The following is a 15514-nucleotide window of genomic DNA, read 5'->3' as shown; positions in this document are numbered from 1 at the left end:
TTGCCCGTCCGCAGCCGAAGAGAGCACTGCGTGAGCACGTTCCCCGTCCCGTCCCTCGGCAGCCGCGTCCAGGACGGCTCCGACTACACCGCGCGGCACCTGATGGTCCTCGAAGGACTTGAGGCCGTGCGTAAACGCCCCGGCATGTACATCGGCTCCAGCGACAGCCGCGGCCTGATGCACTGCCTGTGGGAGATCATCGACAACGCCGTCGACGAGGCTCTGGTCGGCGTCTGCACCCGTATCGAGGTCATCCTCCACAACGACGGGTCGGTGGAGGTGAGCGACAACGGCCGCGGCATCCCCGTGGACACCGAGCCCCGCACCGGTCTGTCCGGCGTCGAGGTCGCCTACACCAAACTCCACGCCGGCGGAAAGTTCGGCGGCGGCTCCTACGCCGCTTCCGGCGGTCTGCACGGCGTCGGCGCCACTGTGGTCAACGCTCTCTCCGCCCGGCTCGACATCGAGGTCGACCACCACGGCCACACCCACGCCATCAGCTTCCGCCGCGGCGTCCCCGGCACCTACACCGCCCCCGGACCCGATGCCCCCTTCACCCCCGCCCAGGGCCTGCGCCGAACGGCCGAGATCCCCACGTCGCGTACCGGCACGCGCGTGCGCTACTGGGCCGACCGCCAGATCTTCCTCAGGGAGGCCAGGCTCTCCCTGGACACGTTGCACCAGCGCGCTCGCCAGACCGCGTTCCTGGTACCCGGGCTGACCATCGTCGTCCGCGACGAGTACGGTCTCGGCGCAGGCGGCAGCAAGGGCGAAGAGGTCTTCCGCTTCGACGGCGGCATCAGTGAGTTCTGCGCGTACCTGGCCGGCGACAGAGGCATCTGCGACGTCCTGCGCTTCAGCGGGCAGGGCAGCTTCAAGGAAACCGTCCCGGTACTCGACGGGCACGGCCAGATGTCCCCCACCGACGTCACCCGGGAACTCGACGTCGACGTCGCGATGCGCTGGGGCACCGGCTACGACACCACCGTCAAGTCCTTCGTCAACATCATCGCCACCCCCAAGGGCGGCACCCATCTCGCCGGCTTCGAACGGTCGGTGGCCAAGACCGTCAACGAGGCCCTGCGCGCCACCAAGCTGCTGCGGGTCGCCGAGGACGACGTCGTCAAGGACGACGCGATGGAGGGCCTGACCGCGGTCGTCACCGTCCGGCTCGCGGAACCGCAGTTCGAGGGGCAGACCAAGGAGGTGCTGGGCACCTCGGCCGCCTCCCGCATCGTCGCGCAGGTCGTGGCCAAGGAGCTCAGGGCGTTTCTGACCTCCACCAAGCGCGACGCCAAACAGCAGGCCCGCGCCGTCCTCGACAAGATCGTGGCGGCGGCCCGCACCCGCATCGCGGCCCGCCGGCACAAGGAGGCCCAGCGCCGTAAGACGGCCCTGGAATCGTCCTCGCTGCCCGCCAAGCTGGCCGACTGCCGCAGCGACGACGTCGAGCGCGGCGAACTGTTCATCGTCGAGGGCGACTCCGCGCTGGGCACCGCCAAGCTGGCGCGCGACTCCGAGTTCCAGGCGCTGCTGCCGATCCGCGGCAAGATCCTCAACGTCCAGAAGGCTTCGGTGACCGACATGCTCAAGAACGCCGAGTGCGGCGCGATCATCCAGGTCGTGGGGGCCGGGTCCGGCCGTACCTTCGACCTCGGCCAGGCCCGCTACGGCAAGATCATCATGATGACCGACGCCGATGTGGACGGCTCCCACATCCGCACCCTGCTGTTGACCCTGTTCCACCGTTACCTGCGGCCCATGGTCGAGGCCGGCCGGGTCTTCAGCGCGGTGCCACCACTCCACCGGATCGAGCTGGTCCAGCCCAAGAAGGGCGAGGACAAGTACGTCTATACCTACTCCGACCGCGAACTGCGCGACACGCTCGCGGAGTTCCGGAGTACGGGCGTCCGGTACAAGGACTCCATCCAGCGCTACAAGGGCCTTGGCGAGATGGACGCCGACCAGCTTGCCGAGACCACGATGGTCCCGCGGCGCCGCACCCTGCGCCGCATCAACCTCACCGACCTGGAGGCCGCCGAGCGGGTCTTCGACCTCCTGATGGGCAACGACGTCGCGCCCCGCAAGAAGTTCATCTCACGCTCCGCCGCGGCACTCGACCGCTCCCGACTCGACCTCTGAACCACCGCCACACCCGACCCTGCGGGCCAGGACGCCCTCGGCGTGGGGGGTGGGATCCGGTTGCGGTAAGGGGCAGGGGGGAACTGACCTCACGGCCGGTTGTTTTCGCCCCGTGCCTTATGGGGGTCTGGCCCGAGGGGCCGGTTGTTCTTCCGCCCCAGCGGTGCTCAGCCGGTTCGGCGGGGCCATACGCCCGGCAGGGATGCCGGTCTTCCGCCGCAGCGGGCGCTCCACCCCGACAGGTGGTCCGGCCCGCAAGGCCGGTTGCTTCTTCCCGCCGCAGCGCCGCAACACCCCCGGCAGGTGGTCCGGCGGCGGCACCCGCGCCCGGTACGGAACCCGGGCCCGCAGAGCCGGTAGCTTCTTCCCGCCGCAGCCACGCCCCGCCCCCGGCTGACGCTCCGGCGATGCCACCCGCGCCCGGCAGGGAGCCTGGCCCGCAGAGCCGACCGTTTCTTTCCGCCGCAGCCGCGCCCCGCCCCGGCAGGCAGTCCGGCGGGACCATCCGCACCCGGTACGGAGCCCGGCCCGCGGAGCCAGCCTTCCGGCGCAGCGGCGCTCCACCCCCCGACAGGGGGTCCGGCCCGCAGAGCCGATTGTTTCTTCCGCCCGCGGCGGCGGACCACCCTCGGCGGATGGTCCGGCGGTGCCATCCGCGTCCCGCAGGGAGCCTGGCCCGCAGAGCCGACGGTTTCTTCCCGCCGCAGCCACGCTCCACCCCCGGCAGGTAGACCGGCGGGACCACCCGCGCCGCCAATGGGGAGCCTGGCCCGCAGGGCCGATTGTTTCTTTCCGCCGCAGCCCCGCCCCCGGCAAGGGGTGCCCGCAGGGGCAATCCTGTGCTGAAGGGGCGTTCAACCAGTGTTCTGTTGCGCCCGGGGCACCACGTTTGTGCGGACCCACGTCACGATCGATGCCGTCGTCGCTCCAGGGGTGAAGATTTCTGCCACGCCCTGGTCCTTGAGCGGAGCGATGTCCGAGTCGGGGATGATGCCGCCGCCGAAGACCTTGATGTCCTCGGCGTCGCGTTCCTTGAGGAGTTCCAGGACCCGGGCGAACAGGGTGTTGTGGGCGCCCGACAGGATGGACATGCCGATCGCGTCCGCGTCCTCCTGGATCGCCGTGTCCACGATCTGCTCGGGCGTCTGGTGCAGACCGGTGTAGATGACCTCCATACCGGCGTCCCGCAGCGCCCGCGCGATCACCTTGGCCCCACGGTCGTGCCCGTCGAGCCCCGGCTTGGCGACCACCACACGGATCGGTCCGGCTGACACACCCATCACTGCCTCCCTGCACCGACCTGTACCGACCTGTACCGGCCTGTACCCGCTCCATCTACTCAACGTGACGATGCCATTGTCCGCCCGGCCGCGCCCCTCAAACCGCACCCAGAAGTGAACGGACGTTACCGCCGGCATCCCGCAACCAGGCAGTTTCGCGTCGTTGACCATGGGGGAAAATCACCTATAGCGCAAGGGAGCCGCGACGAGGTCGCCGCACCACCGGGTCGCTGGGCGAGCGGCAGGGTGGGGCGGTGCGTCGGTGACGGTTCCGGCCGCACCGACCCAGGTGCTGACCGGACTCTTCCCCGGACCGACCCCACCACGACTTCCATGAGGGCACGCGGGGGACAGAGACGTCCTCCGGTGTGCCGACGAGGAGGTCGGCCGCATGAAGGTCCCGAGGGTCCTGCCCGTCCTGCCCCTTCTACAGCTGTGGGAGCGCCTGCTCCCGACCCGGCTGTCCGACCTGCCGGCGCTGGCCGCCGGACGGGCCGTCGGACTCTCCGCCGCACTGTTCAAGGCGACGATCCTGGAGTGCGCGATCCTCGCCGGGCATGTCGTCCTCTACCCCACCGGGATGATCCAGGAGCGCCACCCCACCCCGCGCCCCCGTACCCCCGACGACGACACGGCACCCGCGTCAGCACCCGGTTCGGCATCCGCGTCCGACGGCCACCCCACCCCCGTACCGGACCCCACTCGGCTACCGACCGCGACATTATCGCTACCACCCGTAATGCTGCTGCACGGCTTCATCGACAACCGTTCCGTGTTCGTGCTGCTGCGGCGTGCGCTGGCCCAGGGCGGGCGGGAGCACATCGAGTCGTTGAACTACTCCCCGCTGACCGGCGACATCCGCGCCGCCGCCGAGCTGCTCGGACGGCACATCGAGGAGCTGTGCGAGCGGACGGGCCGTGACGAGGTGGACATCGTCGGACACAGCCTCGGCGGACTGATCGCCCGGTACTACGTGCAGCGACTGGGCGGTGACCTGCGGGTACGGACACTCGTCACGCTCGGCACCCCGCATGCCGGCACCCGCGTCGCCCCGCTGCTGAACGCCCACCCGATCGTCCGGCAGATGCGCCCCGGCTCGGACGTGATCAAGGAGCTGGCCGAGCCCGCGCCGGAGTGCCGGACGCGTTTCGTCAGCTTCTGGAGCGACCTCGACCATTGGATGGAACCGCTGGAGACGGCATCCCTGGAGCACCCGGACCTGGTCGCGGAGAACGTCCGGGTCACCGGCATCGGCCATCTCGCGCTCCCCGTGCACCCGGCGGTCGCCGCCGGAATCCGCCAGGCACTGGACCACGACCTCCACCACACCGAAGTCGCCCGGACAGCCGCCACCGCCAACACCAGGACACGCGCGGGACGCGGAAGGCAGGGCCCGGTAAAGAGTTCGAGTTCCAGCGGCCTGACCGTCGCCTGATCCCCCCACCTTTTCTCGAACGACTCTCGAACACACGGCCAAGGCTCTGCCCATAGTCCGCCGAAAGACGGCCGAATGCCCGTTTCCCGAGAGCGCGAAACCAGCGGAAGATTGTCGCGCCCGCATACCGCCGGGTACAGTCGCCGCACTGCTCCGCCCCCTGGGACCGCAACTTCAGCGGCAGCCGCCGTCAGGACCCAGACCCAGCTCCTGCTGTCGAGGCGAAAGAGAAGTTGGTGAACGACCCTCACCCGTCGGGGACCGCGACTCCCCCGGCACCCACTCCGGACACCGCCTCCGCGCACTACGCGCAGTACGACCACAGCACGCAGCACGGCGGTTACACGGGGTACGAGGGCTATGACGCCTACGGCACCGGCTCGTTCACGACGACGACCGCGACGGCCACCGGCTCCTTCGAGTCGGACCCCCTCTTCGGTGACATGCCCGGCAACGCCACAGCGGCGCCGAACACCCCGTACGACAGCGGACAGTGGCCCACCGCGGGGGCGCAGTACACGACCGGTACGCACCAGACCCTGAACTACGACGGGTACGCCGCCCAGCATCACGCCGCGTACGACACCGGGGCCTACGACACCACCGGGGTCTGGGAGTCGACCGGGTATCAACACCTCGGCGGGATCCCCGCGCAGGGGCATCCGTCGGACGTCTCCGGGCAGTGGGACGCGCAGCAATTCGCGGCGCCGAACGCCTTCGACGCGCAGGCTTTCCAGACGCAGCCGCAGACGCAGACGTTCCAGGGCCAGACCTTCGAGACCCAGACCTTCGAAGCGCAGAGTTTCGAGGCCCAGACCTTCGAGACGCAGACCTTCGACACCGGCGCCTATGACGCCACCGCGTGGAACTCCGACGGCAGTTCACCGTCGTACGAGACCCCGGCGGCGACGTACGAGAACGGGACACCGTACGAAGAGGCCGCGCCCTACGAGGAGTCGGCCCCGTACGACGAACCGGCGTCCTACGCCGAGGACGAACCCGACGGCGAGCCGGACGCCCAGCACGAGTACGAGTACGACCGCGCATACGACCAGGACCACGAGCACGAGCACGACCACCCGGACGAAACCGTCGTCCCGTTGCATCACCCGGCGCCCCGATCCCGCTCCCGCGCCCGTCGCCGCTCCCCCGCGAAGCGTTCCGCGCTGCTCACCGTCGCGGTGCCGTCCGCGTGTGTGATGGGCGTCGCCGGAATCGCCGCCGCGTCCGTCGGGATGACCGACAACGGGGACAAGGACACCTCGGCGGCGGCGCCGGATCCGACCGCCGTGGAGCCGTCCGTCGCGAACAGCAAGTTGGACACCCAACTGGCGAACCTGTCGGCGGACGCCGGTGACTTCGCGGATCGCGCCAGCCGTACGCAGGAGCGCATCGACCTCAAGGCCAAGCAGGAACAGGCCCGCAAGGAGGCGGCGGAGGAAGCGGCGCGCAAGGAGCGGCTGCGGCCCAAGTTCATGCTGCCGGTCAAACAGCAGGGTCTCAGCGCCTACTTCGGGCAGGCCGGCGCCAACTGGATGTCCCTGCACACCGGTATCGACTTCCCCGTCTCCTACGGCACCCCCGTGATGGCGGCGACCGACGGCACCGTACGCACCCAACTGAACAGCGCCTACGGCACGATGGCGATCGTGACCGCCGCGGACGGTACCGAGACGTGGTACTGCCATCTCTCCACGTACAAGATCATGAGCGGCACCGTGAAGGCGGGCGACGTCATCGCCTACTCCGGGGACTCCGGCAAGTCCACGGGGCCGCACCTGCACTTCGAGGTCCGCCCCGGGGGCGGTGCCGCGATTGATCCCTTGCCGTGGTTGCGCAGCCACGGGATCGACCCGACCTAGCGGTTGCCCGGCGGCGCCTTACGGTGGCCTCAAACGCCGGCCGGGCTGAATAAGGTTTCCCTTACAACTTCTCCACCGGCGCATACCGCAGCAGCAACCGCTTCGGCTTCGGTTCGCCGAAGTCGACCGTCGCCTCGGCGTTCGCCCCCGTGCCCTTGACTCCGACCACCGTGCCCAGGCCGAACTGGTCATGTGTCACGCGGTCACCCACCGCGAGGGCGACGACCGGCTTCTCCATCGCTCGGCGCGTGGCGAAGCCCGAGGAACCCGAAGCGGCCGTGCGCGACCGGGTCGAGGAGAGCGAGCCCGCGATACCGGCGGCCGGACCCGACGCGGACATCGGGGCCGAGCCACCCTTCCGCTTCCATCGCAGATGGGTGTCCGGGATCTCTTCGAGGAACCGTGACGGCGGGTTGTACGAGGGCTGGCCCCAGGCGCTGCGCAGCGCGGAACGGGTGAGGTAGAGCCGTTCACGGGCGCGGGTGATGCCGACGTACGCGAGGCGGCGTTCCTCTTCCAGTTCCTTGGTCTGGCCGAGGGCACGCATGTGCGGGAAGACGCCGTCCTCCATGCCGGTGAGGAAGACCACCGGGAATTCGAGGCCCTTGGCGGTGTGCAGGGTCATCAGGGTGATGACCCCGGAGCCGTCGTCCTCGTCGGGGATCTGGTCCGAGTCCGCTACAAGCGCGACCCGTTCGAGGAAGTCGGAGAGCGTGCCCGCGATACCGGCGGCTGCCGCTCCCTCGGCCTCCCCGCGCTCCTGCTCGAACTCCAGTGCCACGGCGGCGAGTTCCTGAAGGTTTTCGATGCGGGTCTCGTCCTGCGGGTCGGTCGAGGACTGCAACTCGGCCAGATACCCGGTGCGTTCGAGTACGGCCTCCAGGACCGTCGCAGGACCGGCGCCGGACTCCACGATGGTGCGCAGGTCCTCCATGAGGGTGTTGAACCGCTGCACGGCGTTGGTGGAGCGGGCCGCCATGCCGTACGCCTCGTCCACGCGGCGCAGTGCCTGCGGGAAGCTGATCTTCTCGCGCTGCGCGAGGGCGTCGATCATCGCCTCGGCGCGCTCGCCGATGCCCCGCTTGGGCACGTTGAGGATACGGCGCAGCGGAACGGAGTCCTCCGGGTTGGCCAGGACACGCAGATACGCGAGGACGTCCCGGACCTCCTTGCGCTCGTAGAACCGGACGCCGCCGACGACCTTGTACGGAAGGCCGACCCGGATGAAGATCTCCTCGAAGACACGGGACTGGGCGTTGGTGCGGTAGAAGACGGCGACGTCGCCCGCCTTCGCCTCGCTCGCGTCCGTGAGCCGGTCGATCTCGTCGGCGACGAACTGTGCCTCGTCGTGCTCGGTGTCGGCGACATAGCCGGTGATCTGGGCGCCCGCGCCGGCGTTGGTCCAGAGGTTCTTGGGGCGACGGCCCTCATTGCGCTCGATGACGGCGTTGGCCGCGCTGAGGATCGTCTGCGTGGAGCGGTAGTTCTGCTCCAGGAGGATCGTGGTCGCGTCCGGGTAGTCCTCCTCGAACTGGAGGATGTTGCGGATGGTGGCGCCACGGAACGCATAGATGGACTGGTCCGCGTCACCGACGACGCACAGCTCGGCGGGCGGCAGGTCGTCCGGGCCCGGCGGTACATCCACCGGGTGCGCGGCGGTGCCGACCAGTTCGCGTACGAGCGAGTACTGGGCGTGGTTCGTGTCCTGGTACTCATCGACCAGGACGTGCCGGAAGCGGCGGCGGTAGTGCTCGGCGACGTCCGGGAAGGCGCGCAGCAGATTGACCGTCGTCATGATCAGGTCGTCGAAGTCGAGGGCGTTGGCCTCGCGGAGCCGGGACTGGTACATCGCGTACGCCTGCGCGACGGTCTTCTCGAAGCCGTCGCTGGCCTGACCGGCGAAGTCCTCTTCGTCGATCAGCTCGTTCTTCAGGTTGGAGATCTTCGCGCTGAACGACTTCGGCGGATAGCGCTTGGGGTCCAGGTCGAGATCGCGGCAGACCAGGGCCATCAGGCGCTTGGAGTCCGCCGCGTCATAGATCGAGAACGACGAGGTGAACCCGAGCTTCTTGGATTCGCGGCGCAGTATCCGTACACACGCGCTGTGGAAGGTCATCACCCACATCGCGTTGGCGCGCGGTCCCACCAGGTGCTCGACGCGCTCCTTCATCTCGCCGGCGGCCTTGTTCGTGAAGGTGATCGCGAGGATCTGGCCCGGGTGGACCCCGCGCTCGGCGAGCAGATGCGCGATGCGGTGCGTGAGGACCCGGGTCTTGCCGGAGCCGGCGCCGGCCACGATGAGCAGCGGTGAACCGGCGTGGGTTACGGCGGCCCTCTGCTGTTCGTTCAGCCCGTCGAGCAGCGCCGCCGGGTCCAGGACGGGGCGCGGGGCGCCGTCCCGGTAGTACGCGTCCCGGGGCGGCGGTGTGTCGAACTTCCCGCCGAACAGATCGTCCGGAATCTCCTCCGGGGCCTGGTGCTCGGGGTCCTCATGGGCCCCCGGGTCCTCATGGGGCGCCAGGTCGTCGGAGCGGGGCGGGTGGTCCTCATGGGCGGCGCGGGGCGCCTTGAGGTTCGCCAGGAAGCTGTCGTCAAAGAGGCTGCTCATCGCCTCCCGAGTCTAGGCCGCCCCACCGACAACCGGTCCCGGTTCCCCCTCCTTGGGCCCCGAACCATAAACGGAGCGAATCCGTCCGCTCACCCAGTGAGAAAGTCACGAAAATGTATCGGGCATATCGCACATCAACCTTCACAGGCTTCACAGGAGTTGGCTAGCGTGCCGGGCAGGCGACCCGACCCCCGCCGGCGAACGACGCCGGGACGGGTGGCCTCCGCTCAATCCGGTGCGCCGCGAGGCAGCCGGAGCCGGGGACCCACTCAGTACCTGGGGTGAATCGGTCCCGTACCCGTGACAGGCGTACGGAGCCGTAGGGCAGCCTTCCGAACCACCCGCCCGAACCCGACAGCTAACCCGGTAGGCGGTCCACGGAAGGAGCGCGTCCGTTGGCGTCGCACCGCAGAGAACGGCAGCCGGGCACACGTGTCGCCGGGCTCCGTACATCCCCCGCCCTCGGGATCACGACGGCGGCCCTGACCTCCGTCGCCCTCCTGTCGCAGAGCGCGCAGGCCGCGCCCGTGAACGACAAGCCGAGCCTCGAAGAGGTCCAGCGCAAGGTGGACGACCTCTACCACGAGGCCGGCGTGGCCACCGAGAAGTACAACGGGGCCAAGGAGCGCACCACCCAGCAGAAGAGGAAGGTCGACGGCCTGCTCGACCAGGTGGCGCGCGGCACCGAGAAACTGAACGAGGCACGGCGGGCCATGGGGTCCTTCGCCGCCGCGCAGTACCGCACCGGCGCGGTCTCGGACACGGCGACCCTGCTGCTCGCGGACAATCCGCAGGACTACTTCGACCAGCGCCAACTGTCGTCACGGCTCACCGAGCGGCAGAAGGAGGTCGTCGACGAGTACCAGACGCAGCAGGTCGCGACGGCCAAGAAGCGGGAGCAGGCGGCGAAGAGCCTGACGAAGCTGACGACCTCGCAGACGGCGCTGCGCAGCAGCAAGCAGGATGTGCAGACGAAGCTGGGCGAGGCGCGTGATCTGCTGTCGAAGCTGACCGCCGAGGAGAAGGCGCGGCTGGCGGCGATCGAGAAGAAGAAGCAGGAGGAGGCGCGCCGCAAGGCGGAGGAACTGGCGCGGAAGCAGGCGGCGGAGGAGAAGAAGCGGCAGGAGGCGGCGGCGCAGGACTCTTCGTCGGGTACGGGGTCCGGCACGGGCACCGGCTCCGGCTCCGGTTCTGGCACTGGCTCTGGCTCTGGCACTGGCTCTGGCTCTGGCTCCGGCACATCGGCGGGTGCGTCCACGCAGACCGCCAAGGTGATCGCCTTCGCCGAGGCCCAGTTGGGCAAGCCGTATGTGTGGGGGGCCACGGGGCCCGGTTCGTACGACTGCTCGGGTCTCACGCAGGCCGCGTGGAAGGCGGCCGGTGTGACACTGCCGCGGACCACCTGGGACCAGGTGAAGGTGGGTACGACGGTGTCGACGGCCGACGCCCGCCCCGGTGACCTGGTCTTCTTCTACGACGACATCAGCCATGTCGGCATCTACACGGGCGACGGCAAGATGATCCACGCCCCGAAGCCGGGTGCGAACGTACGCGTCGAGTCGATCTACTACATGCCCATCCACAGCGTGGTGCGCCCGGCGTAACGGCCCCTCTCATGGGCACCGATATCGACGGCGCGATCGAGATCCGTACGGCGCGCGGGCGGTGGGAGGTCGCGAACGACCTGGCCGACTTCGGTCTCGGCCGGGACCACGACGCGTGGGACTGCCTCTTCGGGGTCAGCGGGGCGTGGGGCGTGGACCGGCCGCTCTTCCCCTACCGGGGTCTACCCGACGACGTCTCGGCCCCGGTACGGGAGACCGGTACCGGCGACTGGACGCACAGCCATACCTACGCCACCTGGGCCGAGGTCGCCGCCGTCGACTGGGACGCGCCGCTCGCCGACGCGCCCGCCTGGTCCTGGGTGGGCGCCTGGCGACCCGGGCGGGACGGGACGTTGGTCCTGGACGAGGTCGTGGCGGTGACGCCCGAGCTGTCCGAGGCGGCGGCGGACATCTTCGGCGGGTCGGTGCTTCCGGCGCCGCCGGAGTGGCCCGCGGGTGGCGAGGTACGGCGGGACGGCGCGGTGTACCGGCCGGTGGTCCTCACGGCACGGATGCTCGCGCCACCGGACGGGGGCCGCTGGGGGCCGGTGTGGACGGCGATGCGGGGGCTTGCCGCCGGGCACGGGGACGAACGGGTACGGCTGGTGGCCTGGTTCGGCTGACGCGCCCGGTTCGGCTGAGGCCCTCGGGACTCAGGTCCAGAGGACCGCGATGAAGATGTTCGCCGTCGTCAGGCCGCCCACGGTGGCGAACAGGCCCTTGTCGACGGTCTCTTCGTCACGCTTCACGTAGACGAGGCCCAGGATCACGATCAGCAGGGCGAGCTTCACGCCGATCTTGATGTTGTTGACGGTGTTGTCGTCGGCCTGGTTGAGACCGACCAGGGCGACGCCGGTGACCAGCATGGTCAGGGCGCCGTGCAGCATCGCGGGGCTGAACCGGGCGGTGCCGGAGCCCATGGCCTTCATCTGGGTGAGAAATCCACCCAGAAGGGAGGCTATGCCGATGATGTGAAGACCGACGAAGAGATGGATGACTACGTCCATACCCCGGACCTTAGCCCGGCCCCTTCCCCGTGCCGGCGCCCGGGGTCCCGTCGGAGCACACCTCTTCAGGGGAGCCGTCGCAGTCACGGTCCTCCAGGAACTCCAAGACCCGACGAACGAAGGGGTAGCAAAGAGACCCGCTGTGCGTGCGGGGAACGTGGGGATCGGTCGGAGTGGGGAGCGAAGAGGGCCCCCGTGGGTTACGGGTGGTCCCATGTGATCGCCCTGGGGTGAGTGGGCGGGCAGTTTCTTGCATGGGGGCACCAACCCGTCGCCTTGCCGCATAGCGTCCTGCGTCAGGTGACCGGCACCCGCCGGTACCGGATCAGGAAAGGACGTGACTCCGTGGCCGCGCATCGGAGACCCCGGCAGCGTTCCCTCGGTGGGCGCACCGTCCGCGGCGCCGCGACGCTCGCCCTCGCCGGCGCCGCCACGGCAACCGCCTTCGACGGCACCGGCCACGCCGAACCCGGACTCACCCCGGCCCAGGTGAAGGCCAAGGTCGACAAGCTGTACCACGAGGCCGAGGTCGCCACCGAGAAGTACAACGGCGCCAAGGAGAGGGCGGACGCGGCCGGAAAGGCGTACGCCGCGTTGCAGGACGAGGCCGCCCGCAGGACGGAGAAGCTCAACACGGCACGCGACGCGCTGGGTTCGGTCGCCAAGGACCAGTACCGCACCGGCGGCCTCGACCCCTCCGTGCAACTCGCGCTCTCCGCCGACCCGGACCAGTACCTGGAGGGCGCGGCACTCGCCGAACGCATCGGCGACCGCCAGGCGCACGCCGTCACCGGTGTCCGCCAGGACCTCGCCGAGATCGAACGGCTACGCGCCAGGGCCGCCGACGAACGCACCCACCTCGCCGAACGTCAGGCCCAACTCCGGGCCCACAAGAAGACCGTCACCGGCAAGCTCGCCGACGCCAAGCGGCTCCTCGATCAACTCACCGCCGACCAGCGCACCCGTGTCATCGACACAGCGGACAGCACTCCCCGCGCCTCCCGGTCCAGCGAGCGCGGCGCCTCCGCCCCCAACTCCCGTGCCGCCGCAGCCGTCTCCTACGCCTACGCCGCCCTCGGCAGCCCCTACGTCTGGGGCGCCGCCGGGCCGAACGCCTTCGACTGTTCCGGCCTCACCCAGGCCGCGTACCGCGCGGCGGGCGTCGCGCTGCCGCGCACCACGTACGCCCAGATCAACGCAGGACCACGGGTCTCACGCGCCCAACTCCAGCCCGGCGACCTGGTGTTCTTCTACTCCGGCATCAGCCACGTCGGCATCTACGTCGGCAACGGGCAGATGATCCACGCCCCCAACCCGAGCGCGCCCGTGCGCCTCGCGCCGGTCGACCAGATGCCCTTCGCCGGAGCGGCCCGCGTCGCCTAGGCCAAGCAAAGGCGCCCTCAGACCAGTCGCCGTGCCGTCGCCCACCGGGTCAGTTCATGGCGGTTCGAGAGCTGGAGTTTGCGCAGGACCGCCGAGACATGGGACTCGACCGTCTTGACGGAGATGAAGAGCTGCTTGGCGATCTCCTTGTACGCGTACCCGCGCGCGATGAGCCGCAGTACCTCCCGCTCCCGCTGGGTGAGCCGGTCCAGGTCCTCGTCCACCGGCGGCGCGTCCGTCGAGGCGAAGGCGTCGAGCACGAATCCGGCGAGGCGGGGCGAGAACACCGCGTCGCCGTCCTGCACCCGGAAGATCGAGTCGACGAGATCCGTACCGGTGATCGTCTTGGTGACATAGCCCCGGGCCCCGCCCCGGATCACCCCGATGACATCCTCGGCGGCGTCCGACACGGACAGCGCGAGGAACCGTACGGGCTGCTCGGGGTCCGCCATCAGCGGCGCGCACCGGCGCAGCACCTCGACGCCACCGCCACCGGGCAGGTGTACGTCGAGGAGGACGACCTCGGGCCGGGTGGCGGTGATGACGGTGACGGCCTGGTCGACGTCGGCGGCCTCGCCGACCACCTCCACACCGGTACGGTCGGTCTGTCCGATCTCGGCCTGGACCCCGGTACGGAACATGCGGTGGTCGTCCACCAGGACGACCCGCGCCCGCCGCCCCACCGGCTCGCTCGCGCCTGTCGTGTCGGTCACGCCGGTCGCGTCGCTCATGACGTTGTCTCCGCCCTCTCCATGGTCAGCTCGACCTCCGTACCGCCGTCGGGCACCGCGCGCAGCCGGGCCGTGCCGCCGTTGCGCTGCATACGGCCGATGATCGATTCTCGTACGCCCATGCGGTCGGCGGGTACCGCGTCCAGATCGAAGCCGGGGCCTCGGTCGCGTACCGACACGAAGACGGTGTCCGACTCGACCTCGGCGAAGACCTGTACGGCGCCGCCCTCGCCACCGTACTTGGCGGCGTTCACCATCGCTTCCCTCGCGGCCTGCATCTGTGCGCCCAGGCGGTCGTCGAGCGGGCAGTCGCCGACGACGACGACCTCGATCGGGACGCCGTGCTTGTCCTCGACCTCGGCCGCGTGCAGCCGTACCGCCTCGGCGACCGTTTCCGGGCCCTCGTCGCCGTCCTCGGTGGACTTGCCGGTGCCGTCCGGCTTGTACAGCCAGGCCCGCAGGTCGCGCTCCTGGGCGCGGGCGAGCCTGCGCACCTCGCCCGCGTTCTCCGCGTTGCGCTGGATCAGGGTGAGGGTGTGCAGGACGGAGTCATGGACGTGGGCGGCGACCTCGGCGCGTTCCTGGGCGCGGATCCGCATCAGCCGTTCCTCGGACAGGTCCTGCGTCATCCGCACGAGATAGGGGCCGGCGAGCAGCGCGATCCCGACGATGACGGCGAGCGCGGCCTGAAGGATCGAGCCGAGGTGGGCGGCCGAACCCTGGAGTACGAAGATGCCGGTGACGCCCGCGCCGACCAGGACGACACCGGCCGCGGACCGCAGCAGCGTCAGGGTCCGGCGGCGCCGCCCGACCTCCATCCAGCGGGCCCGCCGAGCGTTGTCCGCCTGCCGCCACACCAGGGCGACACCCGCGGCGACCAGCAGCGTCGGCCAGAGGTACGCCTGGGCCGCGCCGCCGACGTTCACATTGCCGACGAACACCATGGCGACGACGACCATGGCGAGCAGCGCGACGATCTGTCCCTTGTCCGGTTTACGGGCCACCAGGCGGCGCCGTCCGTCGGGCGCGGTCTCACTGGTGAGCACGGAGTGCCGCTCGCCGCCGACACCGCCGACGCCGAGGGGTACGAAGAACCAGAACGCCGCGTAGAGCAGGGCGCCGAGCCCGTCCGCCATGAAGAGCCCGACGAACACCAGCCGCACCCACACCACCGGCAGCCCGAGATGCCCGGCGAGTCCGCGCGCCACTCCGCCGAGCCAGCGACCGTCGCTGCTCCGGTAGAGCTTGCGCGGAGCCCAGGTCTGGTCAACAGGTGCGGCGAAGGCTTCCGGCATGCCCCGATGGTCACACGCCGACCCCGGTACCCACATCAGGGTCGGACCCGGAACTACCCCTGACGGCACCACCCCCAAGGCACCCCCAAGGGCCACCTCGCCCCGAATTCAGGGTCGGACCAGGGTCGTCCCCGGTCCCGCCGACGCGCGCGCCCCGTCACCATGGA

General features: G+C 70.0%; 11 protein-coding genes and 1 riboswitch. Of the genes, 6 read left to right on the top strand and 5 right to left on the bottom strand.

Features of this window, described 5'->3' with window-relative positions; all coding sequences use genetic code 11:
• Nucleotides 1-30 precede the first annotated feature (30 nt).
• Nucleotides 31-2142, top strand: a complete 2112-nt coding sequence (locus ACFVT5_RS01545; protein WP_389880239.1) for a type IIA DNA topoisomerase subunit B — start codon at nt 31-33, stop codon at nt 2140-2142.
• A gap of 854 nt (nt 2143-2996) precedes the next feature.
• On the opposite strand, the gene ACFVT5_RS01540 is transcribed toward ACFVT5_RS01545, so the two are convergent.
• The gene (locus tag ACFVT5_RS01540) at nt 2997-3422 is read right to left on the bottom strand and encodes a cobalamin B12-binding domain-containing protein (protein ID WP_389880237.1); all 426 of its coding nucleotides are present in this window, start codon (nt 3420-3422) and stop codon (nt 2997-2999) included.
• A gap of 391 nt (nt 3423-3813) precedes the next feature.
• Between ACFVT5_RS01540 and ACFVT5_RS01535 the strand changes: the two genes are divergently transcribed.
• Entirely contained in the window at nt 3814-4857 is a 1044-nt protein-coding gene (locus tag ACFVT5_RS01535; RefSeq protein ID WP_389880235.1) for an esterase/lipase family protein, read from the top strand.
• A 236-nt stretch (nt 4858-5093) separates the two neighbouring features.
• Nucleotides 5094-6719 carry a M23 family metallopeptidase gene (locus tag ACFVT5_RS01530; RefSeq protein ID WP_389880233.1) on the top strand — a complete coding sequence of 542 codons (1626 nt, stop codon included), beginning with the start codon at nt 5094-5096 and terminating at the stop codon, nt 6717-6719.
• Between the two features lie 61 nt (nt 6720-6780).
• Here ACFVT5_RS01530 and pcrA read toward each other — a convergent pair whose 3' ends face one another.
• Complete coding sequence (gene pcrA / locus ACFVT5_RS01525; protein ID WP_389880230.1) at nt 6781-9327, bottom strand: DNA helicase PcrA; 2547 nt, start codon at nt 9325-9327, stop codon at nt 6781-6783.
• Between the two features lie 214 nt (nt 9328-9541).
• Nucleotides 9542-9716, top strand: a riboswitch (cyclic di-AMP (ydaO/yuaA leader).
• 6 nt (nt 9717-9722) lie between these two features.
• On the opposite strand from pcrA, the gene ACFVT5_RS01520 reads away from it, so the two are divergent.
• Together ACFVT5_RS01520 and ACFVT5_RS01515 are read left to right on the top strand one after the other, a co-directional pair.
• Nucleotides 9723-10931 carry an NlpC/P60 family protein gene (locus ACFVT5_RS01520; RefSeq protein ID WP_389880229.1) on the top strand — a complete coding sequence of 403 codons (1209 nt, stop codon included), beginning with the start codon at nt 9723-9725 and terminating at the stop codon, nt 10929-10931.
• Between the two features lie 11 nt (nt 10932-10942).
• Entirely contained in the window at nt 10943-11554 is a 612-nt protein-coding gene (locus ACFVT5_RS01515; RefSeq protein ID WP_389880227.1) for a hypothetical protein, read from the top strand.
• Between the two features lie 30 nt (nt 11555-11584).
• On the opposite strand, the gene ACFVT5_RS01510 is transcribed toward ACFVT5_RS01515, so the two are convergent.
• Entirely contained in the window at nt 11585-11938 is a 354-nt protein-coding gene (locus ACFVT5_RS01510) for a hypothetical protein (protein ID WP_389880225.1), read from the bottom strand.
• A 345-nt stretch (nt 11939-12283) separates the two neighbouring features.
• On the opposite strand from ACFVT5_RS01510, the gene ACFVT5_RS01505 reads away from it, so the two are divergent.
• The gene (locus ACFVT5_RS01505) at nt 12284-13321 is read left to right on the top strand and encodes an NlpC/P60 family protein (RefSeq protein ID WP_389880223.1); all 1038 of its coding nucleotides are present in this window, start codon (nt 12284-12286) and stop codon (nt 13319-13321) included.
• A gap of 17 nt (nt 13322-13338) precedes the next feature.
• Here the strand turns inward: ACFVT5_RS01505 and ACFVT5_RS01500 are convergent, their stop codons facing one another.
• Together ACFVT5_RS01500 and ACFVT5_RS01495 are read right to left on the bottom strand one after the other, a co-directional pair.
• Nucleotides 13339-14052: a LuxR C-terminal-related transcriptional regulator gene (locus tag ACFVT5_RS01500; RefSeq protein ID WP_389880221.1), complete on the bottom strand. Its 714-nt coding sequence runs from the start codon at nt 14050-14052 to the stop codon at nt 13339-13341.
• The gene (locus ACFVT5_RS01495; RefSeq protein ID WP_389880219.1) at nt 14049-15347 is read right to left on the bottom strand and encodes a PspC domain-containing protein; all 1299 of its coding nucleotides are present in this window, start codon (nt 15345-15347) and stop codon (nt 14049-14051) included. Before ACFVT5_RS01495 ends, ACFVT5_RS01500 begins: the two co-directional genes overlap by 4 nt.
• Between the last annotated feature and the right edge of the window lie 167 nt (nt 15348-15514).

This window comes from Streptomyces sp. NPDC058001, assembly GCF_042886315.1.
Lineage (GTDB): Bacteria > Actinomycetota > Actinomycetes > Streptomycetales > Streptomycetaceae > Streptomyces.
This window is presented reverse-complemented; position numbering and strand designations above follow the sequence as displayed.